Annotated in this window: 30 protein-coding genes; 5 read left to right on the top strand and 25 right to left on the bottom strand. The window is 55.6% G+C overall.

The window, feature by feature from the left end:
- Positions 1 to 472 precede the first annotated feature (472 nt).
- The 13 genes from mobV (EOJ32_RS19995) to EOJ32_RS19935 all read right to left on the bottom strand — a co-directional run bounded on the left by mobV (EOJ32_RS19995) (position 473) and on the right by EOJ32_RS19935 (position 13,572).
- Positions 473 to 1,750, bottom strand: a complete 1,278-nt coding sequence (gene mobV, locus EOJ32_RS19995; RefSeq protein WP_164871530.1) for a MobV family relaxase — start codon at positions 1,748 to 1,750, stop codon at positions 473 to 475.
- 273 nt (positions 1,751 to 2,023) lie between these two features.
- Positions 2,024 to 3,391, bottom strand: a complete 1,368-nt coding sequence (gene chrA / locus EOJ32_RS19990; RefSeq protein ID WP_127900051.1) for a chromate efflux transporter — start codon at positions 3,389 to 3,391, stop codon at positions 2,024 to 2,026.
- Positions 3,391 to 4,209, bottom strand: a complete 819-nt coding sequence (locus EOJ32_RS19985) for a chromate resistance protein ChrB domain-containing protein (RefSeq protein ID WP_127900049.1) — start codon at positions 4,207 to 4,209, stop codon at positions 3,391 to 3,393. Before EOJ32_RS19985 ends, chrA begins: the two co-directional genes overlap by 1 nt.
- Before the next feature lie 279 nt (positions 4,210 to 4,488).
- A complete protein-coding gene (locus tag EOJ32_RS19980) occupies positions 4,489 to 4,971 on the bottom strand; it encodes a hypothetical protein (RefSeq protein ID WP_127900048.1) in 483 nt (160 codons plus the stop codon).
- 31 nt (positions 4,972 to 5,002) lie between these two features.
- Positions 5,003 to 5,332 carry a helix-turn-helix domain-containing protein gene (locus EOJ32_RS20750; protein ID WP_371706381.1) on the bottom strand — a complete coding sequence of 110 codons (330 nt, stop codon included), beginning with the start codon at positions 5,330 to 5,332 and terminating at the stop codon, positions 5,003 to 5,005.
- A 31-nt stretch (positions 5,333 to 5,363) separates the two neighbouring features.
- Positions 5,364 to 6,062 carry a replication initiation protein gene (locus EOJ32_RS19970; RefSeq protein WP_240542628.1) on the bottom strand — a complete coding sequence of 233 codons (699 nt, stop codon included), beginning with the start codon at positions 6,060 to 6,062 and terminating at the stop codon, positions 5,364 to 5,366.
- Positions 6,063 to 6,685: 623 nt separating this feature from the next.
- The gene (gene mobV, locus EOJ32_RS19965; protein ID WP_164871528.1) at positions 6,686 to 7,963 is read right to left on the bottom strand and encodes a MobV family relaxase; all 1,278 of its coding nucleotides are present in this window, start codon (positions 7,961 to 7,963) and stop codon (positions 6,686 to 6,688) included.
- A 545-nt stretch (positions 7,964 to 8,508) separates the two neighbouring features.
- Positions 8,509 to 8,814, bottom strand: coding sequence for a hypothetical protein (locus EOJ32_RS19960; protein WP_127900044.1), 306 nt, complete (start codon positions 8,812 to 8,814; stop codon positions 8,509 to 8,511).
- 1,193 nt (positions 8,815 to 10,007) lie between these two features.
- Positions 10,008 to 10,616 (bottom strand): hypothetical protein, encoded by a 609-nt coding sequence (locus tag EOJ32_RS19955; protein WP_127900043.1) that lies wholly within the window; start codon positions 10,614 to 10,616, stop codon positions 10,008 to 10,010.
- 740 nt (positions 10,617 to 11,356) lie between these two features.
- Positions 11,357 to 11,503, bottom strand: coding sequence for a CopG family antitoxin (locus EOJ32_RS20505; RefSeq protein WP_208863785.1), 147 nt, complete (start codon positions 11,501 to 11,503; stop codon positions 11,357 to 11,359).
- Between the two features lie 126 nt (positions 11,504 to 11,629).
- Entirely contained in the window at positions 11,630 to 12,061 is a 432-nt protein-coding gene (locus EOJ32_RS19945) for a hypothetical protein (protein WP_127900042.1), read from the bottom strand.
- 65 nt (positions 12,062 to 12,126) lie between these two features.
- Positions 12,127 to 12,669: a replication/maintenance protein RepL gene (locus EOJ32_RS19940; protein WP_127900041.1), complete on the bottom strand. Its 543-nt coding sequence runs from the start codon at positions 12,667 to 12,669 to the stop codon at positions 12,127 to 12,129.
- A gap of 609 nt (positions 12,670 to 13,278) precedes the next feature.
- Positions 13,279 to 13,572 carry an HU family DNA-binding protein gene (locus EOJ32_RS19935; protein WP_127900040.1) on the bottom strand — a complete coding sequence of 98 codons (294 nt, stop codon included), beginning with the start codon at positions 13,570 to 13,572 and terminating at the stop codon, positions 13,279 to 13,281.
- Between the two features lie 283 nt (positions 13,573 to 13,855).
- On the opposite strand from EOJ32_RS19935, the gene EOJ32_RS19930 reads away from it, so the two are divergent.
- Entirely contained in the window at positions 13,856 to 14,113 is a 258-nt protein-coding gene (locus EOJ32_RS19930) for a hypothetical protein (protein WP_127900039.1), read from the top strand.
- 438 nt (positions 14,114 to 14,551) lie between these two features.
- Here EOJ32_RS19930 and EOJ32_RS19925 read toward each other — a convergent pair whose 3' ends face one another.
- From EOJ32_RS19925 to EOJ32_RS19915, 3 genes are all read right to left on the bottom strand, one after another.
- Positions 14,552 to 14,842: a BrnA antitoxin family protein gene (locus EOJ32_RS19925; RefSeq protein WP_127900038.1), complete on the bottom strand. Its 291-nt coding sequence runs from the start codon at positions 14,840 to 14,842 to the stop codon at positions 14,552 to 14,554.
- A complete protein-coding gene (locus EOJ32_RS19920) occupies positions 14,839 to 15,087 on the bottom strand; it encodes a BrnT family toxin (RefSeq protein WP_127900037.1) in 249 nt (82 codons plus the stop codon). The genes EOJ32_RS19925 and EOJ32_RS19920 overlap by 4 nt, the downstream gene beginning before the upstream one ends.
- Before the next feature lie 399 nt (positions 15,088 to 15,486).
- Positions 15,487 to 15,780 carry an HU family DNA-binding protein gene (locus EOJ32_RS19915; RefSeq protein ID WP_127900036.1) on the bottom strand — a complete coding sequence of 98 codons (294 nt, stop codon included), beginning with the start codon at positions 15,778 to 15,780 and terminating at the stop codon, positions 15,487 to 15,489.
- 270 nt (positions 15,781 to 16,050) lie between these two features.
- Between EOJ32_RS19915 and EOJ32_RS19910 the strand changes: the two genes are divergently transcribed.
- Positions 16,051 to 16,365, top strand: coding sequence for an H-NS family nucleoid-associated regulatory protein (locus EOJ32_RS19910; protein WP_127900035.1), 315 nt, complete (start codon positions 16,051 to 16,053; stop codon positions 16,363 to 16,365).
- An 81-nt stretch (positions 16,366 to 16,446) separates the two neighbouring features.
- Here EOJ32_RS19910 and EOJ32_RS19905 read toward each other — a convergent pair whose 3' ends face one another.
- From EOJ32_RS19905 to EOJ32_RS19885, 5 genes are all read right to left on the bottom strand, one after another.
- A complete protein-coding gene (locus EOJ32_RS19905; protein ID WP_127900034.1) occupies positions 16,447 to 16,653 on the bottom strand; it encodes a hypothetical protein in 207 nt (68 codons plus the stop codon).
- A gap of 224 nt (positions 16,654 to 16,877) precedes the next feature.
- On the bottom strand, positions 16,878 to 17,096 hold the full coding sequence (locus EOJ32_RS19900) for a hypothetical protein (protein ID WP_045983914.1): 219 nt from the start codon (positions 17,094 to 17,096) through the stop codon (positions 16,878 to 16,880).
- 75 nt (positions 17,097 to 17,171) lie between these two features.
- Positions 17,172 to 17,351, bottom strand: coding sequence for a hypothetical protein (locus tag EOJ32_RS19895; protein WP_127900033.1), 180 nt, complete (start codon positions 17,349 to 17,351; stop codon positions 17,172 to 17,174).
- Between the two features lie 158 nt (positions 17,352 to 17,509).
- Positions 17,510 to 18,070 carry a hypothetical protein gene (locus EOJ32_RS19890; protein WP_127900032.1) on the bottom strand — a complete coding sequence of 187 codons (561 nt, stop codon included), beginning with the start codon at positions 18,068 to 18,070 and terminating at the stop codon, positions 17,510 to 17,512.
- A complete protein-coding gene (locus EOJ32_RS19885; protein WP_015062938.1) occupies positions 18,067 to 18,318 on the bottom strand; it encodes a hypothetical protein in 252 nt (83 codons plus the stop codon). Before EOJ32_RS19885 ends, EOJ32_RS19890 begins: the two co-directional genes overlap by 4 nt.
- Before the next feature lie 156 nt (positions 18,319 to 18,474).
- Between EOJ32_RS19885 and mobQ the strand changes: the two genes are divergently transcribed.
- From mobQ to EOJ32_RS19870, 3 genes are all read left to right on the top strand, one after another.
- Positions 18,475 to 19,572 carry a MobQ family relaxase gene (gene mobQ / locus EOJ32_RS19880; protein ID WP_127900031.1) on the top strand — a complete coding sequence of 366 codons (1,098 nt, stop codon included), beginning with the start codon at positions 18,475 to 18,477 and terminating at the stop codon, positions 19,570 to 19,572.
- Between the two features lie 281 nt (positions 19,573 to 19,853).
- Entirely contained in the window at positions 19,854 to 20,948 is a 1,095-nt protein-coding gene (locus EOJ32_RS19875) for an SGNH/GDSL hydrolase family protein (protein WP_127900030.1), read from the top strand.
- Positions 20,908 to 22,041 carry an acyltransferase gene (locus EOJ32_RS19870; protein WP_164871527.1) on the top strand — a complete coding sequence of 378 codons (1,134 nt, stop codon included), beginning with the start codon at positions 20,908 to 20,910 and terminating at the stop codon, positions 22,039 to 22,041. Before EOJ32_RS19875 ends, EOJ32_RS19870 begins: the two co-directional genes overlap by 41 nt.
- A gap of 550 nt (positions 22,042 to 22,591) precedes the next feature.
- On the opposite strand, the gene EOJ32_RS19865 is transcribed toward EOJ32_RS19870, so the two are convergent.
- The 4 genes from EOJ32_RS19865 to EOJ32_RS19850 form a co-directional block, all read right to left on the bottom strand.
- On the bottom strand, positions 22,592 to 22,912 hold the full coding sequence (locus EOJ32_RS19865) for a hypothetical protein (RefSeq protein ID WP_127900028.1): 321 nt from the start codon (positions 22,910 to 22,912) through the stop codon (positions 22,592 to 22,594).
- Positions 22,913 to 22,937: 25 nt separating this feature from the next.
- A complete protein-coding gene (locus EOJ32_RS19860) occupies positions 22,938 to 23,162 on the bottom strand; it encodes a hypothetical protein (protein ID WP_127900027.1) in 225 nt (74 codons plus the stop codon).
- A 368-nt stretch (positions 23,163 to 23,530) separates the two neighbouring features.
- Positions 23,531 to 23,926 (bottom strand): hypothetical protein, encoded by a 396-nt coding sequence (locus tag EOJ32_RS19855; RefSeq protein ID WP_127900026.1) that lies wholly within the window; start codon positions 23,924 to 23,926, stop codon positions 23,531 to 23,533.
- A 61-nt stretch (positions 23,927 to 23,987) separates the two neighbouring features.
- Positions 23,988 to 24,491 carry a helix-turn-helix domain-containing protein gene (locus tag EOJ32_RS19850; protein WP_164871526.1) on the bottom strand — a complete coding sequence of 168 codons (504 nt, stop codon included), beginning with the start codon at positions 24,489 to 24,491 and terminating at the stop codon, positions 23,988 to 23,990.
- Between the last annotated feature and the right edge of the window lie 45 nt (positions 24,492 to 24,536).

Genomic DNA, 24,536 nt, shown 5'->3' with positions numbered 1-24,536 from the left:
TAGGCACTTCACCTCCAATAATTGGAAGTAAAGTGCCGTTCGGTTGGAGCCCTGTCAATTCCAAAAAATGGAAACTGACGTACATGTCTTTGGAAGTGGACTGCCGCACCCCCGGCAGTCCAGACTGCCGCACCCCCGGCAATAGCTATTGCCGGGGGTGCTATTATTTAACACTTTAAATCAATACCTTATTTTTTTCCCTTCTAATGATCTACAGGGAACAACCGGGACGGGCCGTGTCGGGCGAAGCAGCCCCCCGGGAGCAAGCGCCGACCGGCGCGGACTGGCCCGGTTTTTACCTGTCAGCGAGCTTTCGACTTTGAAGTGTCGTTCAGCAGGCTTGGTACGCAGCGGCGGGAGCCACGCGGGAATGGGGATGATCAGGCAAGAAGGGGAAAGGGTTATCCACAAAGGCGGCATGTGACCGCGTTTGTGGCGCCCGTGGCACCGTCAGGATTTGCTGGTGAACGGATCAGCCCCAATCCGACCCGCTGTCCTGTCCGCGCTCCCGTTCCCGCGTCTTGCGGGCCTCGTGTTCCTGCATGAACTCTGTCGCCTGCTGGCGGGACCGTTCCGCCTGGCGCAGGCCGTTCAGGATAGCATCGACTTCCTGCCGATCGGTGCCGGCCAGACGCGGGCCGCCCACGGCATCGAAGTCGCGCCAGGGCAGGGCATAGCTGCCGTCCTTCAGCTCGATGACTGCGATGCCGGTATGGTTCAGGGCCGCCTTTGTGGCCTGAGCCTGCATGTCCGAGAAATGGGGGGCGTGGCGGTTGTGAAACCTTGCCATGTCACGAAGCAGGTCCTGCTTGTCGTCTTCGGTGACGCCCTCGATCTGCGGAATCTGAAGCGCCGTCAGGACCAGCTTGTTGGCGGCCTCGGACACGGCCCGTTCCCGCGCAAGCTCGGTCTGGGTCTGGCCCAGAACCGCCTCCGTGGCCTCCATCTCGCGACGCAAGGTGCCGGAAGCTTCGGTCAGATGGGCCGTGAGATGCGCCAGACGCTCTGAGGCGGCCCGTGAGGCGCGTTCCTGCCATTCCCGGTCACTCTCCCCGCCCAGACCCATCACGGCCCCTCTACGGCGCTCTGGGAGGCTGAAATCGGCCTCTACGGGGGTGGAGGCCCTGCCGTAGTATTCCTGAATGGTCTGATGCGTGGCCCGGCTGCGTTCCTGACCCCGTTCGAGGCCGAACGGTTGGCCGACGTCGCGGGCGAAGTCAGTCTGCATCTGGCGAAGCTTGTCCTTGCCGCCGACCAGCTCGCGGGCGTTCAGCTTGCCGCGGGCGTCGAGGGGGATCACCAGCACCTGCATGTGCGGGGTGGTCTCGTCGCGGTGCACCACGGCCGACAGGACGTTCTCGGCACCATGGCGTTCCTTGAGCCAGTCGAGGGCGCGGCGGAAGTAGTTGTTCTGCTCGTCCCGGCCCATGGCATGGACCTTCTCGGGCGATCCGCCGACGAAGTACTCAAGGGCGTGGACGGCGTTCTTGCGGATCTTCTCGGGGGCACGGGCGTCCCAGGCTTCCATGACGCCCTGGGCAGTGCCGGGGCCCTTGAGCACCAGGTTCTCATTTATGCGGGACTGATCGGCATTCGGGGTGTCGCGTTCGCGGTAGTTGTGGCCGAGGGCTGCGCCCAGATGCCCCTTGGTCTTGATCTTGCCCACGCGGAGGATGGCGAAGCTCCTGGGCGGGCGCGATCCGCTGCGCACCTGCATGCCCTTGCTGAAGTCCGTCACCACATCCGACATGTCGCGCCCCCATTTGATAAAAATGTGCACTCACTAGACAATTTGTCCTGCGTCCAAATTATACCGTTCGCCCCTGCCGGGGGAAGTGCACATTTTTCTCAAATGGAACAGCCGTCGCGCCCAGGGCAAGAGAAGCCGCCTGCGGCGGCTCGATCCCCGGCCCTTGCCAGCCTTGCGGGGGCGCTGCGGGCCGGGGATCGAGGGGCGTGGAGAGTGTAAAAAATTACACTTCCATTTCTTGCCATAGAACACTCACCACCGAGGAGAGCCTTTTCAAACGATCCCTGCCAATCGTAGGGCCAGCCCGCCAAAGGCACAGATCGCCAGCACAGTGACGGCGCCCAGCTTCAAGCGGAACACGGCCAGAATGGCGACGATGACCAGCGCCAGCGCGGCGACGTCCAAGGTTCCCCAGACCGGCAGGTCCATATCCAGCCCAAGGCTGGTGACAGGACGCAGCTGGCCGAACAGCACGTGTAGCCCGAACCACAGCGCCAAGTTCAGGATTACCCCCACCACCGCCGCCGTCACCGCCGTCAGCGCCGCCGTCAGGGCGTGGTTGTCGCGCAGGCGTTCGATGAAGGGCGCGCCCAGGAAGATCCACAGAAAGCAGGGCAGGAACGTGACCCACGTGGTCAGCAGTCCGCCCAGTGTCGCGGCCAGCAGCGGCGGCATACCGCCCGCTTCGCGCAGCGCCCCCATGAAGCCCACGAACTGGGTCACCATGATCAGCGGCCCCGGCGTGGTCTCGGCCATGCCCAGCCCGTCCAGCATCTCTCCGGGGACCAGCCAGCCATAGGTCTCGACCGCCTGCTGGGCGACATAGGCCAGCACGGCATAGGCTCCGCCGAATGTCACCACCGCCATCACGCTGAAGAACCCGGCGATCTGCGAGAACACGTTTTCCGGGCCGAGGATCAGGAACAGCGCTGCCACGGGCAGCAGCCACAGCCCCAGAAACACCGCCGATATGCGCGCCGCCCACCCGGCGCTGACACGGGTATGGTCGGGCGTGCCCTCACCTAGCAGGGTGTCTGCATCGGCCACTTGGGTGCCGCCCATCTTGCCATGCCCGCCGCCGCCTTGGAACGCCGCCAGACCCGCACGGGCGCCGACGAAGCCCACCAACGCTGCCGTGAGGATGATGATTGGAAACGGCACGCCAAAGGCGAAGATCGCTAGGAACGAGGCCGCTGCGATGCCGATCATCGTGCGGTTCTTCAGCGCCCGCGACCCGATGCGGATCACCGCCTGCACGACGATTGCCAGCACCGCAGCCTTGAGGCCGAAGAACAGCCCCTCCAGCACGCTGGTATTGCCCCAGATCGCATAGACCCACGACAGGCTCATGATCGCCACGACGCCGGGCAGCACGAACAGCAACCCGGCGATGATGCCGCCAAGCGTCCGGTGCATCAGCCAGCCGATATAGACGGCCAGCTGCATGGCCTCGGGGCCAGGTAGCAGCATGCAGTAATTCAGAGCGTGCAGGAACCGCCGCTCGCCCAGCCATTTCTGTTCCTCGACCAGGATGCGGTGCATCAGGGCGATCTGGCCCGCAGGGCCGCCGAAACTCAGCAGGCCGATCCGCGCCCAAACACGGGTGGCCTCGGCCAAGGTCGGATAGGGGCGGGTCTGCATCATTCTGCCCTCGGCTTGTTGGTGGGCCAGTTATGGGTCTCGCCGGTCGCATCACGCGCCCACCGATAGAGCGCGTCATAGACCAGCATCCCCGCCTCCAACTGTTCCAGATCGTCGGCATACATGCGCGACAGGCCAAGGGAGACGGCCAGCAGCCCCGCTGCTTCGGGCGCCAGGTCCAGCCGTGCCGTATCGGCAGCCCGCACGATCACGGCCAATCGGTGCAGCGCCGGAACGGACAGGCCCAGCTCAGCCAGCATCACGTCGAAACTGCACAGATCGCCCCTGTGGCTGAAGAAGACGTCCTCGATGTCGAAGGGCGCGGCCTCATGGCGCTCGGCGACGCCCGATACCTCGGAGGGCGCCACGAACAGGATCACTGCGCGGGGATCGACAAAGCGGCGGATCAGCCAGGGGCAGGCAATGCGGTCGATCTTGGGTCGTGCGCGGGTGACCCAGACCGTGCGGCCCTGCCCGTCGCGTGGGGGGAGGTGGTCTGTCTGGATCAGCGGCAGACCCGCCTCTCGCCACGCGACAAAACCACCATCAAGATATTCGGCCTGGCGGCCTTCGGCGCGCAGCCATGCGGCAGCGCCCTGACTGCGGCGATGACCCGCCTGGCACAGCACGAGGACAGGACCAGGCGGCAACGCCGGAAGATCAGCGAGTGCGCGGTCATCGGCGCGGATGGCCCCCGGCACCAGGCTCGGATCGGCGGCGAAGTCGGTCTCGGATCGGACATCCAGAATGACCGGGGCGCGGGGCGTGCCGATGATGCGGGCAAGTTTGTCGACGGAAATCGCATTGGGCGCAGGCATGGGCGTTCCTCCCGTAAAGGTTTCAGTGGAACGCGAACTTCGGCTGACGCCTCGTGGGGCGGTCGCAGGCCCCATGGGTCGGAAATAGATTGTGGCGGATGCCAAGGTCAAGCAGGCAGCCCCTCAGCAAGCCTGTCCCCGGAGCCCTTGAACGCACAACCCCGGCGCGATCCTTCGCGCCGGGGTTTTCTGCCGCATAAAACCGAATATCGCCGGGGCAGCAGCCGGAGGTTGAACAGGGCGCGTCGGCATTGCCGTTAGCCGATGAACACTTGGAGCCTAACGTGGAGGGCTGATGCTTGGATCAGGGCGAGCAGGCCCACTGATGCGATCAACATCTGGCCAAACGAGGTAAGCCGTCCAAGTCCGCCCATCTCGCGTGCAGTAGACGAGGTATTCACCGCTGTTCTGAGCACTTGGCTTGTAGTGAAATTCTCCACAGCCCCGGACATCGTTCGAAATCAGAGTCTGGATAATGTCGTTTGGTGGATTGGATTGCCATGTTCCAAGATAGTCCTCAGTAACCGGCGGCCTTGGACTAGCAGCCTCGCGGTCGCCAGAAAATAGCCAACTTGCGCTCCAGTATGCGACAGCAGCAACCAGCAAGCCAAAGCCTAAAAAAATTAGGTATCCTATAAATCCAAGGGCATTTTCTTCTTTAGAGTCGCGGATGGACATAATCAGCATGCCGAAAATTGCCACCAGCAAAATGCAGCAGCCGACAAGGACCGCGCTTACAATAACTGTCAGAATGGGTGTCAAATGTTGTTCTTTCGAATAAATGTTAGCCCATTCAACGCCACGGCCACCAGCTCCGGCGTGGGCGTTCCGCCAGCTTCTCGGCTATCGCTTGCCACCGGTCCCGGTCGGCCTCGGCGGCATTGGCACGGGCGGTGGCTGCGGCAAGCTTTTCGCGCAGTTCTATCATAGCCTCTGAGGTGTGCTTAGTGTGCGATGCCTCAGGGGTGTGCACACTGTGCGAGCGCCAGCCCTTCAGAGCTTCGGGCGTGATGCGCCATTGATTTCGGTTGTCTCGTTTTGCCTGCAGTTCATGAGATTTTATTGCTCTCATAACAGTCCATCGAGAGACGCCTGCAACCTGTGCAGCCTGTGCGGGAGACATGTGCAAAGAAACCTGTTCGCTCACTGTGCACTCACTGTGCGGCATTCAAAGAGAGGGGTAAGCTCAACTGGTCTGTTGGTTTGAAAGTAAAAACAAGTCTACCCACTTTCCGACCCATTTTTACTGGGACCCAGTTTATATCTAGATTGTTTATTTCACGTAATTCTTTAACTGCGGGCTCGATAACCCATTTCCGTAGCTGTGCAAAGTTTTCTTGGTAGCTTTTACCAGCTTCCATCACTTGATGGAATTCTTCAATACTGACGATCCATTTGCCAGTGCTCTCCCATCTTTTTAAATTTTCAAATAACCTCCACGAGTGTACTGAACGCAAGGCGCTAGTATGTTGCAGCTTGTAAGTTGTAAATCTCTTTTCAAGAGCAGTAAGGTATGGTGAAACGTGGGCGGTAAAATTTAATTCCACGTACCCTTCCCCGTCCTGGTATGCGATGCGATCAATCCAGCGAATTTTTTCGACTGTAGGACCTTTTGATGTCTCGCGGACCCTAGTGATATAGCGCTGAAATAGGTTTTGTGACGCCTTTTTAAGCTGCTCATATGCGGTAGGCGGTTCTATGTTGAAACACTCAGCAAATTCAGCAGCAGTGATTCTAATTGGTTTTGTTGAGGGTGTTTTTGACAGGCTATCGAGCTTTGCAATAGCAGCTGAAACAATGCGTTTCTCTGACAAATTCAGCGAATGCGAAGCGTTCACGATGAGATTGTCCATCGTGACATTGCGATTCGCGAGAGAAGTTTCTCGAGAGATGCCAACGGCCTGAGCGAGGTGTCTTTTCATATGTGAGAGGTTACGATCTTTTGTGAGGCTGTCAATCGACCTTACATTTTTCGCTTTGTGGATAGCACTCGGTTTTTCTCACACTTCACTCGGTTTTTCTCACACTTCACTCGGCTTTCCTCACATTACGACATTCTAAGAGTATGTTCTTAAAGGATAATGCCGCTATAAAAGATTATAAAAGAAGAAAAACGGGTTAGCCTGTGGATAACTCAGCAATAAACACAGCATATGGTGCTCTTTCCACGATGGATGCACCATATATTGATTATTCATGGGTGATGGGGTAAAAAGGTGCTGCTGGGACGTCTTGCCGGACTGCAGCCCAGCAGCACTGTAGCATCCAAGGTAAGGATACCCCCCCTCCATGTCTAAAAAACCTCAACCAAGCAAGATCGGTCGTGACGCTCGTACGGGACAATACATTCCTGTTAGAGAAGCCGAGCGGCGCCCCTCAACGACCGTTGTAGAAACGCGAAAACCCATCCCAACACGCAAAAAGTGAATTCGAGAAAGCCCGCTGGTAGACAGCGGGCTTTCTTGCTTGTGAAAAATCAGCCCCAGTCCGACCCGCTGTCCTGACCTCGTTCCTGAGCGCGTGCATTGCGGTCGGCCATGTCCTGTCTAGCATCGTCAGCGTGCTGGCGAGACCGTTCCGCCTGGCGCAGGCTGTTCAGGATGGTGTCGGCTTCCTGCCGATCGATGCCGGCCAGATGCTGGCCGCCCACGGCATCGAAGTCGCGCCAGGGCAGGGCGTAGCTGCCGTCCTTCAGTTCGATGACAGCGATGCCGGTATGGTTCAGGGCAGCCTTTGTGGCTTGAGCCTGCATGTCCGAGAAATGGGAGGCATGGCGATTGTGAAACCTTGCCATGTCACGGAGCAGGTCCTGCTTGTCGTCTTCGGTGACGCCCTCGATCTGCGGGATCTGGAGCGCCGTCAGGACCAGCTTGTTGGCGGCCTCGGACACGGCCCGTTCCCGCGCCAGTTCGGTCTGGGTCTGGCCCAGAACTGCTTCTGTCGCCTCCATCTCGCGACGCAAGGTGCCGGAAGCTTCGGTCAGATGGGCCGTGAGATGCGCCAGACGCTCTGAGGCGGCCCGTGAGGCGCGTTCCTGCCATTCCCGGTCACTCTCCCCGCCCAGACCCATCACGGCCCCTCTACGGCGCTCTGGGAGGCTGAAATCGGCCTCTACGGGGGTGGAGGCCCTGCCGTAGTATTCCTGAATGGTCTGATGCGTGGCCCGGCTGCGTTCCTGACCCCGTTCGAGGCCGAACGGTTGGCCGACGTCGCGGGCGAAGTCAGTCTGCATCTGGCGAAGCTTGTCCTTGCCGCCGACCAGCTCGCGGGCGTTCAGCTTGCCGCGGGCGTCGAGGGGGATCACCAGCACCTGCATGTGCGGGGTGGTCTCGTCGCGGTGCACCACGGCCGACAGGACGTTCTCGGCACCATGGCGTTCCTTGAGCCAGTCGAGGGCGCGGCGGAAGTAGTTGTTCTGCTCGTCCCGGCCCATGGCATGGACCTTCTCGGGCGATCCGCCGACGAAGTACTCAAGGGCGTGGACGGCGTTCTTGCGGATCTTCTCGGGGGCACGGGCGTCCCAGGCTTCCATGACGCCCTGGGCAGTGCCGGGGCCCTTGAGCACCAGGTTCTCATTTATGCGGGACTGATCGGCATTCGGGGTGTCGCGTTCGCGGTAGTTGTGGCCGAGGGCTGCGCCCAGATGCCCCTTGGTCTTGATCTTGCCCACGCGGAGGATGGCGAAGCTCCTGGGCGGGCGCGATCCGCTGCGCACCTGCATGCCCTTGCTGAAGTCCGTCACCACATCCGACATGTCGCGCCCCCATTTGATAAAAATGTGCACTCACTAGACAATTTGTCCTGCGTCCAAATTATACCGTTCGCCCCTGCCGGGGGAAGTGCACATTTTTCTCAAACGGATCAGCCGTTGCGCCCAAGGTAAGAGAAGCCGCCTGCGGTGGCTCGATCCTAGCATTCTTGCCAACTGAGCAATGACCGCTGGCGCTTTGCGCAATGTCTTGCAGTAAGACTTTAACAACAAAAAGACCCCGAAGGGCCTTTCACAACACGTCTTTGGATAGAGATTAGAGGCGGAAGCCGCCCTACCTCCATCTTTAGGTGGTAACACCAAAGAGTTCGATCTTGGACGGCTCTCCGCCAGGTTCTTGAATCAAGAACTTGTTGCCCTTTTGGGCATTGGTAATGAAGTATTCCAGCAGTCGGAACGCATCTTTTGTGACATCCGTCACGGTGTCTGCGTCCATCATCTCGACCAAGCGGTCTATGCGCTGCCGATCATTTGCTGACAGTACAACACTCAGTCGAGAGCTCTTATTACTCCGAGGGGACGTAGTCTCCTCAGCCTTTTTCTGTATCATTTCCTTCTCCCAAACCAGGGAAGTAGTGGCCAATGACCATGCCAGCAAACGGGGCAACACAAACCCACACTGCTTGCAGTCCACTAAACGATCCACTCAGGAGGCCCAAAATGGCAGCCCCCAGAATAAACACTGCCATCATTGCCATAACTGAGTAGGCAACAATCTTGCGAGTGACGTTTTCACGTCCCCTAACCACCGTCTTGACGACGGAAGCTGCTTCTTTGTCATCGTCAAAATGAGCTTCGATGCTTTCGAACTCACGGCCGATCTTCACTTTTTTCATGCCCTGTCCCTTTCTTGGACTGGGCCGTTAGTTCACTCTCTTCTTGTTCTTCAGGGGGTCTAACGACCAAATTTTTACAAGCGAAGAGAGTGCGGCTTATTGAGCCAATCCCCTGAATGGTAAAGAAAATTTCATCATGAGTTCTCCTTTCTCAGTTGGTTGATTTATGACGCGGCTGTGACAGCCGCGTCGGCTAAGCATCCCAAGTTGTCTTAGGATGGAACCCAGATAACACGCCTTCACTCTGATGTCAACATGATATGCACATGATAGGTTCACCTACAAAGGGCGTAGTCCGCATCGACAAAGCCCCGGGCCTCGGCATTGGTGAGGTCTGTTTACGCCCCCGTGAGAGGCCAGATGGTCAGTTCAAATCTTCTCGCAAAGCTTCGTTAGGCGCATTGCCGTCCGTCCCGCCCAGGCGTCCGGCGCGATACCGATATTTCCACCCTGGCTTGATAAAAAAGTGGGCCGCCAATCTGCCCACCCCGTTCTTTGTCCGTCCTTGACTAAATGGGTAGGGCTTTTTGCGTTTACGCTTGTGAGAATAAATCAGCGCACCAATATCTGCTATCCGAACATCACAGAAACGAGAGGACACATGTTGCCGTATCCAGTTTTGCTTAAGTTTGGGATGAAGGGCCTTCACCTTGCTATCCGTAACCCCAAGACAACTGTAGTTGTGGTTGCAACTGTTGGGGGGTTTGCGGTTAAAGGTGTTGCCAGCGTGATAAACCAACTGAGAAAGTGACCGCATAGCCTGCTGCATAAGGCAACGGGCGGGACTTTCTCTCTGTAATAAGCCGCATCTCGGACCGCACATCCTAAGGCCGCCACCCGCGTTCGGTGCGAGGCTTCAGTCGCCGGACATCATCAGCAGGAACCTGTCGATCCCTATCGCGGCGAAGACGAAGGCTGAGACGATCATCCCAGAAAGGTAGAAGCGTTCTGACACTTCCGGATCCTCGGGTCTGGGCTGCGAGGCCCAATGGTTCAGCCTTTATCAAAGCCCTGCTCCCCCTCATGCGGCTTCTTTGCGCCTTTTCCTGAACCTTCTCAGCTGTCCGATCCTGCAACCTGTTGGGCTGGCGATGTCGGGCGGGGTCTTGAAACGGTGCAGAGCCGGAAAGAGCCTTATGAGCTAACTATAGGGATCGAGCGACCGGGAATTTTTATGATATGCCGCTGAAATGTTATTTGAAGTAATACAAGTCTAAGTTAAGTTGTTCTCTTTTATATCTACAAAGATATACATATACAATTCCTTCTAAAGTTATCAGAGCTTCAATCGTTTCATCCGATCCTCCACTCCCGTCCAATCGTTGATATTCAGGCAGTTGCAAGGGTCTGACAGGTTCCACTGCACGAACGAATACTATGCCTAATTCCTTAATGACTTTGTCATAATATCGGTAAGGAATCGGCATTTCTGGACTATTAGGGCCATCGCCGTGCGAACCTTCTAATTCAAACATGATTCCGCCAAAAGCATCAGTGTACCGTATTTTTATTTCCTGATCTTCTTTCGCCCATCCATCGTCTGAGTTAATATTTCCTCCCCTAATTGGATATCTTTTTGTAATAGTCCTATGTGATAGATGTATAGTTTTGTAACGTGCAGGTGCACCTGAAACTGGCCCTCCACTTTGATAAAAACAGTTCAGGTACATATTTCTTTCTTGTTTTCTAGGCATGCCTCCCTTCGATTGCGCAAATGCTAAATCAAAGGTTATGAAGCTTACGCTTAACGCGCATATTAATGAAGCACATGTTTTTACTATGGAATCTACAAAAAGGCTCATTCCAGTCCCCTGTTCTACTCAAATAATGGATAACTTTACCTTCTGATGCCTAGCTTGATGATACCCGAAATATATTATTAATTTTTCTCAGGCGTCTAAACCTGTATTGTAAGCGTAGGCATAAATTTCTATTTTATTCCGCGTAAATTTAGCAGATTCTTCTTCTGAAGTCCTGCTTGGATTTAAAAAGGTGAGGGATCGGTTAGTGCGCAGCCGCTCATGACTTGAAAGAATGGTAAACTGCTTAATAGAGATCTTGAGTTCTCTAACAACCTTAGCACAGCCCTCTTCTGCCGCCCTTGGAACTACAACCCTGCGCTGATCCCCGTCCCCTGCCTGGCGCGGCGCATAACACCGCTTCTCAAGCGGAGCGCAGCCCGGAGGTTGAACGGGGGGCCGGGAGCGACGGTTATGGCCGGCTTTTGCGCCGACCGGACTAAGACAACTCAGGACTGCAAAACCTTACATTCGATAAACCCATGCGTTTCCATTTGGACAAGTTGCCGGACAGGTCACCTTCGGGCACTACACACCCATCAGCCGAGCGGATTTTGTGTTGTGTGTTTGACGAGTTCGTCCCGCTCGGCTGCAAAGCCCCCTCCCCGACAAGAAGCGCGTCACCGGCCTTATCTGGGCCGCGCCACGTCTGTCTCCAGCAGTAGCCGCACAGAGCGGATGTCGGGGATGCCGTTTGGCCCTGGCCTTGGCCGCGTCCAAGAGGGAAGCGGGAAGGCGCATATTCAGCAAGGCGGCTTTGGCTCGATCTTGAAGCGCATGGGCGTGAAGCCTGACAAGTCATACTCGGACAGATCCGCCGTCTCAACGAAGTCTTCCGCCTCGGCATCGCTAGTCAGCGGCGGCAGGGGCTTAGGATGGGTGTTTATCATGCCCGATCTCCTTGTGGCGCGTGCAACTGACACTGGTGAACGGCCCTCAACGCTCTGCGCCTCGATGAGCCTCCTGCGGCCAAGGCCGGGCCCTGCCTCTGAGGCAAGGTGCATCTTGCCAATGTACTAGAATGGCCACCAGCGGCGGCGCTTTACGGGGGCCGGCACAACTAGTTTTGCCTCCTGATTAGCAAGGAGATTGTTGGCCTGCTGTCGCCACTTGTCCCGGTCCTCTTTTAGATCGGCCATCTGGGCGACGTAGTTCTCCAATAGTGTATCTTTCAGCTTGTCACGTTCGCGCAGGGCCGCAAGTTCCTCGCGCAAGGCATTGGCGTCTGTAAAGTTATCCCTTTGAGGAGGATTTGCGTCCTTTTGCATTGTAGGGGTTTGCAGGCTTTGCGCGCGCAAAGGGTAGACGCGGGACAGTTCGGCCCCATCAATCTGCCAAGCCCCAGATGTGTCCTTGGTGGCCGAGAGTTTCCCCGATTTTATAGCTCGTGTGATGGTCGCTACGTTCTTGCCAGTGGCTTCCGCAGCTTGGTTTGCGCTGTATTGCATTAGGCTTTGCGTTCCTTTGCATTGTCAGGCTGCGCAAATCTTTGCACGCAAATATGGGGAGCTGTCTATTTTTCAACTAACGTAGCAGGCAGATCAGGCTCCATCCCATCAAAAAACGGCTGTGAAACGGGCGGCAAGCCTTCGCCGGAGGGTAGCTGCATTTCACCTGGAAACACCGAAGGAACGCGGTGTAGCGGTGTACTCTCGCCAATTCGGCTTGTGTTCTTCTGCTCGGCTTCTGAAACAGCAACTGTGGCCGTGAACAAGCTTCGGCGAATGCCGTCCCGAGAACCATGCCAAGCGACACGATCGTTGACTACATAAGCATTTACCGTTCCACTTTCGCCAACTTGCCAAACCTCAATCCAGTTTTCGTCGCGAAGGGTGGCAAGCGCACGCTGGACAGTGGGCCGTGAGATCCCGGTCGCCGTCTGTAGCTCTCGCTGTGAAATCACCACTGCATTATTGTCGCCCATGCGCGCAGTGAGGATATGCATGACTGCAGCTGCTTTGGGCGCACGGATGATCAGTTGAGCCCATTCTTCGTGAGCGGCTCGCTCTGTCTGGACCCAAGTTCCGCGCGTCTTTCTCTCTGGCAGCTTTGTCATGTCCCAGCCTCTTTATTGATGCAGGATGCCTCCCCTGCTTTCAAATTATGAAAGTCTGCAATCAATAAAAGAAAGTCAACATTGCTTTCAGAATTTGAGAGGCAGGTTGCATCATCTGGGTGATGCAGGGGTGCCTCATCTGGATGATGCAGGTACCTGTGAAAAAGCATTTAAATTCAAGAATCTAATTTTTCGCCTTCTAATGATCTACAGGGAAGAACCGGGACGGGCCGTGTCGGGCGAAGCAGCCCCCAGGGAGCAAGCGCCGACCGGCACGGACTGGCCCGGTTTTTTCCTGTCAGCGCACTTCGACTTTGAAATGTCGTTCGGCAGGCACGGGACGCCTTGGCGAGAACCACGCGGGAATGGGGATGATCAGGCAAGAAGGGGAAAGGGTTATCCCCAAGGAGCACCAAGTCTTACTCCAAGGAAGGCCCAAATCTAGACCGAGGTGCTGGTAGCAGCGGAAGGATTTGCTGGTGAGACGGCGCCTGGCGCGGATGTCCCCCATTGGACCGAACCCCGAACGTTCCGGCATCATGTACAACCTAAACGGGTAGAACTTTTGATATGAGGTGTTATGCGTCGGACCGCGCAGGGGGGTGGGGATCAGCCACGGGTTGTGGGGCGGTTGAGCCGCTCGAGGAGAAGATTTGAGGCCCTGAACCGAGGAACCCGTTTGGCGAAGACCGGGACAGCCTCACCAGTTCTGGGATCGCGGCCTGTCCTGGCCTGTCGGGCCCTGCCGAAGAAACTGCCGAACCCCCGGATCTCGATCCTCGACCCTTTCGCAAGACTGTCAGTAATCTCGTTCAGAATTGCGTTGAGGGCCGCTTCCATCACGGACCGAGGGAGATGCGGATGAGTCTCAACAAGCCTCTCAATCAATTGCGAGCGAAGCATGGATCTTCCTTTTTTGCGATAGAGTATGAACAGGCTCGCTCAAGTTCTGTGAGGTCATGCGGGTCGTGTCCAGGACCAAGAATGATTTCATCCATACTTAGCGATATCGTTGATTGCCGCCATTGTGATCCCGTCTCTCAGCCTAATAGCCCTCATTCTTGCTGACGCTTCGCTATGAAGATCTTTCGATATAATGCATGAAACTCTTAAAAGAGCAGACATCATCTCAATCATGAGGTAGGTTGAAGTCCTCTTTATTTTTAATATAGAATAGAGCCGGTAAATGGATAATTATGAAGGTCAGCTGAAAGCTGTCACTGCCGCCGTTTCCAAAAAACAGCTTGAGGTGGCATTCAGGCATTTTTTTGGTCTTGTGCCACCCGAGATCACCTCTGAAGCGGAATACGCCGACGCTACTGCACTTTATGCGGCGATGGATTCATCCGTGCCCCCTCAAGACCTGCATAGCCCCGTTGCACGCTATGTTGTTGCCTTGGGGATGCAGATAACAAAATGGGAAATCAAAAAAATTAAATGCTGAACGAAGGTTTGGCCGCGCTCGTATCGCAGTTTGAAAAATGCCGCCCGCTGAGCCAATGAGTAGGTGCCACCTACTTTAAGACTGCATAGGTATTTGCCTGATAAGCAGCCTTGCTACGGGTAGGGAGATATTTGTGCATTCACTCTATACAATACAATTGCATGGGCCTTTAGATACCAGTTTTACCTTTGTCGTTGAGGGCGCAGCCTGCCCCGGACCGAATTTTTCCAAAAGGATTACAGGGCCGGGACAGGGGGACGGGAACAGAGCGCTCCGCCTGGAATTGGACGCCGCTTCCTGAACTCGCACGGACCAATCATGGCGGAAGTCTTGCTGAATGTCAGCGGCATGAAGGAACTTTCGAAATGACCTGCCATGACGCACCGCGCTTCGTGCTGCGCCATTTCCTGCCGCTCGCAAGCAATGAAACGGATGAAATCAGAGCCCGGCAGCCTCTCGCAGGGCACGGTTCATCCGGGTCTGCCAGCCCGGCCCGCTGGCCTTGAACCGGGCCACCACGTCCTGATCGAGGCGCAGCGAGACGGCAACCTTGGGGTTTTCGACCTTGGGCCGTCCGCCCATGTTCCGGCGCATGGCGTCGGACAGGGCGGGGAAGGCCTCGGTGAAGGGCCGGGCCTGAGTGAGCTGCGCCGCTGTGGCCTCCGGGGCGTCCGGATCACTGGCGATCATCCGCTGGATCTGGTCTTCGGTCAGATGGGTCTTGCTCATAGCAGGCTCCGTTCCCTGGCGCTGGCGGGGCGCATCGAGATCACCGACACCCCTTGGGTGCCCAAGGCCGCGAAGACCACCGCCACGGTGCCATCCGCGAGACGCCCGATCGCCATGTGCCGGCCCGCCTTTGCCGGGACCACCACCGAGGCCAGAAAAAACGCCTCGTCGAGATCGGCAAAATCCAGGCCGTGCTTGGCAAGGTTGGTCTGCCGCTTCGGCGCGTCCCAGGTGATCATCAACATGTGTTTATGTATATACGCAAACCTGCTGCGCGATCAAGGTGCAGAGTGGGTCGTCCGACCCGCTCTGCGGCTCAAAAATGATTCCGGAAGGAAGGTTCAGAACACAGCGCGGATGCCGAAATGCAATTTCGGTTAACATTGGCCATATCCTGCAACTGCAACGACCCCTCGAGATCTTCGATCAATCGGCCAGGACATGGGATCAACCCCAAAGGCGGAGAAACGACGTCCGTGGTTCCGGTGGCTAGCTTGCCCCAGATACTTCCTGAATTCCCGTGTATCGCCACGATGTCCAGAACGGCCCCCAGAGCCGCAATTCCCCCGAAGACGGCTCAGACCCCCTCCGAAGCGGTAGAGGGCCTGCTGACGGCCTTTGACGGCTTCAGGCGCATGTAGGGATCAGCCGGGGAGTGTGGATCGGTTGAGCCGATCCAAGATGTGCCTGCCGGCTCTGAAATGCAGGATCTGCCTGGTCTCCATGAACACCGGCTCACCGGTCCTGGGATTGCGACCCATCCGGGCCTCTCGGACTCTGCAGGTGAAGTTGCCGAATCTCCGCAACTCGACCCTGTGGCCCTGCGCCAGACGGGCGGTGATCTCGTTGAGGATGGCCTCGAGAGCCAATTCCACCACGTGCCGGGGCAGATGCGGATGCGCCTGGACCAGCTTCTCCAGCAATTCAGAGCGGACCATCTGGCCTCTTCCTTCGCCTTACCGGTGCATGAACGGCCATCTTCGATGCTGAGGCCCGCCGTCCTAACTGTCAGCGCTCCACTGAGATCCAGCTATTGTTTCTAGCGTTTGTTTACCGGCGGTTTGGGACTGTGCTTTAATCAGGCAATTGTACATTATGTCCGATAGGAAAAAGAAGCAGGAAATTCCACTCGCTAAGGTCTATTTGTTCTCTTTATCTTTACAACCAATAATTATAGGGAAAGAGATACCTCTAAAACAAGGATACCCATGCCTGATCTTAGTTTTGATACCATGAGCCTGGACGAACTGAAGCGTCTTAAGAAGGACCTCGACAAGGCCATCGCCAATTATGATGATCGCCGCAAAGCGGAAGCCAGGCGTGATCTTGAGGAAAAGGCCCGCGAATACGGGTTTTCTTTATCCGAGCTGGCGGACGTCAAAACCACGAAACGCGCCGCGCTCGCGCCCAAATACCGCAATCCCAGCAATCCGGAGCAGACTTGGTCAGGACGGGGCCGGCAGCCGACTTGGTTTCGGGAGGCCATTCAGGCCGGGACCGAGCCGGACGACCTTAAAATCTGAAACTGCATAGAATTTTGGGCCAGTGGTCAACTGGCCCATATCAACTGTTCTGCATCGGAAAAGAGAAAGGCTGGAATTGGCCTAAGATCGTTTCAGATCTTCCTCAATCTCCCGCACCAGCTCCGTATGCAGTTCGTCCTGTCTGATCTTGGTCACTGGCAGAATGGGCAGATAGTGCGATTGCGCCTGTAAGGATGCTTCGCGCCCCTCACGCTTCTTGCGTGCTCGATCCAGAGCTTCATTCATCCAGTCGACCAATTCGACCAAGCGTGGCGGTATCTGTGTCATATGAGTGAACCTGATCGTTGCCGTCATGTTCCTAAAAAACATGACGGCGGGTGCATCCATCTTTGCGATGGCTGCATCATCAGCCAGGTTAGCTAGTCCGTAACCGCCAGGGACACCTCATCTTTGGCGGTTTTTCCATATCCGGATGGGCGGAGAAATTCTTTCAGTGGTTCCGAGCGGGCCATGATCAATTTCCTGTTCCCGAAAGGATAAAAACGGGACTTTTAATTTTGGCCCGTCGGGAATGGTAACGTTTCGTCCGTGAACTGGATTGAGAGGTCTTCCGGTGTCTCGCTGACCCGAACTGTTGCGATCCCGTCCCCACTGGACAGATCCACGCTGGTGCCATCAAAGGTCGACGTCATCTTCACCACGCGCCAGGGCGGGCATTCGAAGACGTGCATTTTGCTGTGAATGTCCCTAAGCACGATAACTTCTGCCATGATCGCTTTCTGCCCATTATTTGGCTCCGATTCTTCCGTCCTTGCGACCGAAAGAGTCGGACCGGCCCTTTGCTCTCAGTGCAGCAATCGGCGCAATGCCATGTTGACCTTGGCCTCGATTATCCGCTCGATTTCTTCAGCCTTGCGTCGCTCTGCCTCGGCCTGCTCGGCCCGCTCGGCCTGCTTGTGTTTTTTATAGACCAACGAAGATTTTGGCAGTTTGACGGATTTGGTTCCTTTTTTGGCAAGTGTCATACATCTCTCACGGTTCTGTGACCTTTTGATCCTCTCACTGCCTCTGTCTTGCTGTCAAATTTGCTTTCGACGTTTGGCGGAGCTGAGTTGAGAGCGGTGCCCGTCACCTGTGCAAGCTTCGATGATCCTGCAACTGCAACAGCCCTTCGAGACGTCCATCAGTCCGTCTGTTTTGGCGGATCGATCCAGATACCACAGAAGCGACTGCCATCACTGTTGGTGGCGATCTCGCCCCCGGCTGACGTACAGAACACCTCCGGATGCTTTCCGAATTCCCGTGCATCGCCGCGTCCCTGGATGAGAAGCAGCGCCACGATGCCAAGAACGCCCCCCAGAGCCGCAATTCCTCCGAAGACGGCAAGACCCCCTCCAAACCGATGCAGGGCCTCCTTGCTGCTCCTGACGCTCTCCAGGCGCATGTGGTTGGCGGCGGCGCTGATCTCATGTTCCAGCCCCTTGATGGCCCTCTCAGCGGCCACCTGAGCGGCGCTGGCGCTATCCTGGTGCATCCGCCTGCCCAGATGCTCCGAGGCATCGATGACCTCCTGAGCGTATGCGAATGCCTCTCCCGACGCTTTTTCGATCTTGGCCATGAGCTTTGCGGCTTCAGCCTTGGTGGTCGCGGTGGCCGTGAGGTTGCCGACGTCCTGGCGCAGGAGCCGCACCTGGTCGGTCAGATCGGCAATCAGCTCGGCGGGGGATTTGGCGGCGGCACTCATGCGGTGCCCGCCTTCGCGTCCAGCTCGGCCAGCAGCCCGGCGATCTCTTTCTGATCGACCTCGCGGGTGGCGTTCTTGCGCAGGGTGGCCGCCATCCATCTGGCGATCTTCGGGTCCTTCAAAGCTTCAGTGGTGACGATGGCGCCGACGATGATCTTGCGTCGGGTGTCGCTGGCCTTCTGTCGGGTCTTGAGGCGGTTCAGCTTGGCCTGTGCCTCGGCGATCTGCTGGTCAATGGTCCTGGGCATTTTAAAATCCTGTGGTCGCTCAATGGTTGCAAGTCTGGATGTCCAGAGCGTAGGGTGCAAGACACGAAGTGCCCACTTATACAAACGCTGCGCGTTTGTGTGGGCAAAGGGGCAACTGCATTCCCCTTTGAACCCCAGGCAAGAGCGCGCGCGGATATGGCGATCTATCATCTCAGGGCCACGATGATCTCCCGCTCCGCCGGGCGCAGCGCCACGGCGGCGGCGGCGTATCGCAGCGCCGAGCTAATCGTGGATCAGCGCACCGGCCTCGCCTTCGACTACCGCGCCCGCGGCGGGGTCGATCACGTCGAGACCCTCGCGCCGGCGGATGCGCCGACCTGGGTGGAGGACCGGGCGGCGCTGTGGAACGCAGTGGAGCTGGCCGAGACACGCAAGAACAGCCAGGTCGCCCGCGAGGTCAGGGTAGCCCTTCCTCACGAGCTTGACGCCGCGCAGCGGCTGCAGCTGGTCCGCGACTTCTGCCAGCGCGAGTTCGTGGACCGGGGGATGGTGGCGGATATCGCCCTGCACGCTCCCGGGCGTGAGGGGGACGAGCGCAACCACCATGCCCATATCCTGCTGACCACCCGGGAGATCGGTCCCGAGGGGTTCACCACCAAGAACCGGGACTGGAACGCCAAGGAACTGCTGGAGGGCTGGCGGGAGGCCTGGGCCCGGGACACCAACCACGCTCTGGAGCGCTGTGGCACTCATGAGCGCGTGGATCACCGGACGCTGGAGGTGCAGCGCGTCGAGGCCCAGGAGCGCGCCCTGGAGGCCCGGGAGCGCGGCGACGAGGCCGAGGCCCTGCGCGAGACGGTCCGGGCCGTCTCGCTGGACCGTCAGCCCCTGCCGCAGCTTTCCGCCGGGGCGTGGCAGCTCAAGGAGCGCGGCATCGAGGTCGCGGCCGTGCAGGTCTGGCGGGAGATCAAGGAACAGGCCGTCGAGGTGGCACGGGTGGCGCAGGAGCTGGCCGACAAGGCCCGTGTTTGGCTGGAGCGCGTCACGGAACGGGCGGCGGAACAGGTGCGCGGCGTCGTGGAGCGGGTCGCGCCTGCCGATGCCTGGGGGGACTTCTTCGCCGCTGCCGCCCCCGGCGCGTCAGTCGCTGCGGAGGGACTAGCGCGCGATCTCGAGGTCGAACGCCGGCTGGAGGCGCAGCGCGAAGCCCACGAGCGGGAGGCGCGGGAACGAGTGCAGGAGCAGGAGCGCCGGGCCCATGAGCGTGACGACGGCCACGATCACGGCTGGTAGGCCATCCGGCTGGCAATGTTGGTCAGAGTTGTGACGCTCAACGGAACCAATGTTTACCCACACCATGTGAAGATTCTAGCCTCGATCAAAGTAGGTCTAGACAATGGTACTTCGATTCCCCGATAGCATCCTTGCCAAGCTGCGAATGTGCAAATGTAGTCAGTTTTGATCTATTTTCTCTAGTTATAATGCTTGCTATATGCGGCAATAACCATTGTTTACTTTGACAATCAATTTGCCGTCTTTGGCATCATTTTTTACTAGAGTGTGGAGCGGTTTTTGTGAGTGAAACGAAGTTAAGAAAAGCGTTGTATAACTTGGGAATCTGGCGTCATAGACCTGCTTTATCAATAAGGCTTATCATTGCCCTTTTTGCTATGGCCTTGCCCACCCAAGCTCAGGATATCCTAAGTGAACGCGTCCGCCTTGTGGGCCGATTTCATAGTGAGCCAAGTAAAATAACTGCCGAGTGGCCGGGTAGCTTGATAGAGATCAGGTTTGAAGGCACACAGCTCGACGTAACGATATCCGACAGCGGTAATAACAGTATCATTGTTGATGTGGATGGGAAGCCAAGACTGCTGGACACGCAATTAGGTGAGCATACTTACTCTATTGTTAATGGTGAAAATCCATCAAATCACGTGGTTCGCATAATTAAGCGAACAGAGGCTGCATTTGGTAAAATAAGTCTCACAAGAATTTGGACTGACGGCAGCTTTATGTCTCCAATTAGAAATAGAAGGAAAATACTTGTTTTGGGTGACTCAATCTCAACAGGCTACGGTGTAGAAGGTGCAGATACCAATTGTGGATTTGAGGCGGAATTTGAAAATCAATATTTAACTTACGCTGCAGTTGCTGCCAGGAATCTAGACGCGGATATTGTTACGCTTGCTGTTTCAGGAGCAGGCCTTGTTCGAAACTATAACGGCGAAACACAACGGACAATGACGCAGCTTCTTTACCAATTACTGCCCTCTTCTTCAGTTCCAGCGCCTTTACCACTAGCTGAGGTTGTGGTGGTGCATCTTGGAACAAACGACTTTGCCGACGGCGCCAGGCCGAACGATTTTATTGCTGCGTATGAAACGCTTCTTAAGGAAGTCCGAGCTACTTCTCCGGATGCAATGATCTACGCTACAATGGGACCAATGCTGCGACCGGAGGATCAAAATGCAGCGGTGGTAGCAATAGAGTCAGCCGTTGTGAAACGTCACTTGGAGGGCGACGACAACGTAGCCATGATCCGCTTCGGCTGGCAGCCTGACCCCGAAGACTTAGGTTGCGATTGGCATCCAAGCGCAAAAGCGCATGCTCGCATGGCAATTGAACTTGAGCAGCGTATTCGTAAAGATATTAATTGGGAAAATTAAATTGAACGTAGTATTTGCGGCTGACCCTCACGTCCCTGACAGTGCGAAAGCACAGTTGCGCGATGGAAAGCTATTGGGACTACAGATCCTGCGCTTTGCTGCAGCATTCGCAGTCGTTTTGTTTCATATCGGGAGTGGTTACCAAATTGAATTTGGTAATCAGTCCAATCCATTTTCCTTTGGTGCTGCAGGGGTGGACGTTTTTTTTGTTTTGAGTGGTTTTATTATTGCAATGACGACTGACCCAGCACGGGGCACGTGGTACTTCTGCCTTCGTCGTATCGTGCGAGTTGTACCACTCTACTGGATACTAACCTTAGGAATTGCGGTAATAGGTCTGATAGTTCCTTCTCTTCTCAATTCCACAACCGTTACATTCGAAACTCTATTTAAATCTCTTTTTTTCATTCCATATGATAAGTCAAACGGTGTGATTCAGCCTCTTCTCTTTCTGGGATGGACGTTGAACTACGAGATGTTTTTTTATGCTATCTATGGGGCTTGTTTGCTAGCTGGTTGGAAGTCTCCTCTTGCGCCTGTAATGGTGGTGGTAATTTTAGTTGTCGCAGGACAAATTCTTCCTTTTGAAGGAACAGTCTGGCAATTTTACAGTAATCCTTTGATAATAGAGTTTGCATTGGGCGTAGGTATATACCTAATTTATGCAAAATTTCCAAAATTATTTAAGAACAGAACGATGGTATATGCAGGTGCAGCGGTAGTTTCCTATATTATGCTCCGACTAATCCCTGGTGTTCCATGGCTGCTAATTGGTGCATTGCCAGCAGCACTGTTTGTATCAGCCTTTGTCTCTTTCAATCCTGGATACTCACGCTTAATTGGTCTGCTTGTTCTGTTTGGAAATGCCTCCTACTCCCTCTATCTTTCACATCCTTATATCATCCAACTTTTGTCAAAATTTGCTCCCTCGGATCTTCCAGTTGCATCCCAGATTTTTCTTGGAACAGTAGCATCGTTCCTCTGCATCGTAGCTTCTATTATCCTCTACTATTTTGTCGAACTTCGCTGGCAGCGATACTTTCTGCCAGCTCGTCCAGCTTCACTGGAACCGTCAAAAGTTTGGTCGAAATAGGATCAAAAGGATCGAGCAGGGATGTTTTGTGGAGGGTGATCCACACCTATAATAGACACCTCTTAGGTTCTGGAGCATTGGGTGAAAGGGTTGATCTCCTTTTGATGAAGAACCTACATAGAAGTTGCCCACAACGTCGGCGCGATCCCCTGCGCCGAGGTCTTTACCCGCATAACACCGCTTCTCAGGTGCAGCGCAGCCCGGAGGTTGAACGGGAGGCCGGAGGCCCCCCGATCCGCTTTCTCATGATGGTGGGCGAAGTCAGCTACTACATGGGCGCTGCGGCTCAGATGTGCAGCTTACCAGGGGCAGACTAGCTGACTGGTGCTATGCCGCCCCGGCTGGTTCCGGGATGCGTTAAAAGACAAAGAGATAAGGAATCGCATCTTTGTTTGGAAGTTTCGCGGCAAAGGCAATCTATTATGACAGGCGTTGCTACAAACACCGCAACCGCACCGAGATTATGTTTGGTGCTCGAGATTCTTCCTGTCCGCAGGGCTCCTCGCTGCAAACGTCCTGTTCTGGCTTTTACCAACAATAAGTTGGGAGCCTAGCAGCGATTTCTACATTCATGTCTCGCTACTTCAGCAGCAGCCAAACAGACAGCCAAACCGACGCCGGCAGTATTAGCAGTGCACCACGCTGCACCTGCCGCAGCAGTAGTATCACATAGGGCTTTGCAGATATCCTTTATAGGATTCCACATTGGTGCAAGCTGCGTGTTCTCATCGAAAGGCACTACCGCAGGATCACCTTTTACCTGATCTTCTGAGCGAAGCGCACCAACTTGCCGCAATCCCTCCGTTATCTTTTCTTTTTCCTTTTCAGAAATAGAGTTCCACTGCTCCGAATTAACAAGAATGTCAGCCATCTTACACTCTCCGAGAGATTAATAGTTATCCACAAAAAACTCTACATTCTAGTCTAGGAGGGAAGCCGGTTACTTCACATTTAAGCTCGCAGCCCGGAAGAAGTCCCATGGTTTTAACATCTTCCTTCTTCTTAAGGACGATGCTCTCAAGCTCAAAGCTTTCCATGCCTTTTCTTTCAAGCATAGACTGCAACTCAGGCCCTAGATCTTTAGCAAAAGCTTCAACTTGGTTCTGATCAATATCATCCATTGCAACCCCCAAATTGCCAAAGCCGCCCTTGCACATCTGGCGACTCTATCAAGGTAACACAACTTAATATTAAAAAAAGAAGAATCAGCTCTTACCATATCTGCCTTGATGTATTTTTCATTCAACTCATAGGGCTATTGGTGTTGAAAGAGCTTCTGATCCTCCTGATTATTGCCTAGTAATTTGAAAAAGAGACGAAACAGTTTTTTAAAAATCAAACGCTTATATAAAACAAAGCGGTTTATTACGTTCTGCAGGCCCGGCGACATAACAGTCTCTTGTCCAGCTGCTCTCCTCCTTCCTTCGGTCAAGGCCAAGAGGTTTGCATTGGAAGTGGTCACCCAATCTGAGCCAGGTTTTGTAGAAACTCAGAATGGCCACCAACGATGACGCTTAACTAGTGGGGGCGCAGCTGGTGCCGCTTCCTGGTTGGCAAGGAGACTAGTTGCTTGTTGCCGCCACCTATCACGATCCTCTTTCAGATCTGCGACAGCCTCACGCTCTCTTTCAAGGAGCTGCTGCAACAGGCTGATGCGGCTACCCAAGTCATCAGGAACTGTCGTTCTATCCGGTTCTTTAGGGCGTTCCGGAAGAGTGTTCCGCGATGGTTCAGGGAACGCTCGATAGAGTTCGGCAGGATTAATAGAAAATGTTCCGTCTTCGTTTCTGGTTGCGCTCAAACGACCAGTTTTTATTGCTCTATTGAGGGTGGATTTGCTTTTGCCTAATGCTCTGGAAGCTTGAGAAAGAGTCAGGCCCGCCATCGGACGTCCCCAGTTGCGTGGTGCACCAAAATGACCGTTCTTTCTGGAACGCAGAACGGCATCAACGTTCTTCCATCTTGGTAGGCAAATCAGGTTCAAGTCCATCAAAGAAAGGCTGTGAAACAGGGGGAAGGCCATCACCTGACGGAAGCTGCTGCTCTCCAGCAAAAACGCTGGGCAGTCGTCGCAGAGGCTCTTGGGCATCCAAGTGAGCCGCGTCGGGCTGCTCGTCATCAGACAAGATTACAGCAGCTGAAAAGAGGCTGTAGCGGATACCATCGCGCTTGCCAGACCAAGCTACACGATCGTTGATGATATGGGCATTAACAGTGCCGCGCCCACCAATCTGACGAATTTCTAGCCAGTTATCAGTAGTTAGAAGCTTGAGAGCATCCCTGACTCCACGTTCTGATCCTTCCACCAGCCGCGCGAGGTTCTTTTGGCTGATTACTACAGCATTATGCGTATCTACGCGCGCGGTGAGTACATGCATAATTTGAGCTGCTAGAGGACTTTTTCGAATTAGCTTTGCCCAAGCTTCGTGGGCTTTTCTTTCAGTCTGCACCCATTGGCCTTTAGGGGCCTTTTCAAGAGATTGTAGGTTAGACAT

It is taken from the genome of Paracoccus sp. Arc7-R13, assembly GCF_004010775.1.
In the GTDB taxonomy this organism is placed as follows: Bacteria; Pseudomonadota; Alphaproteobacteria; order Rhodobacterales; family Rhodobacteraceae; genus Paracoccus; species Paracoccus marcusii.
This window is presented reverse-complemented; position numbering and strand designations above follow the sequence as displayed.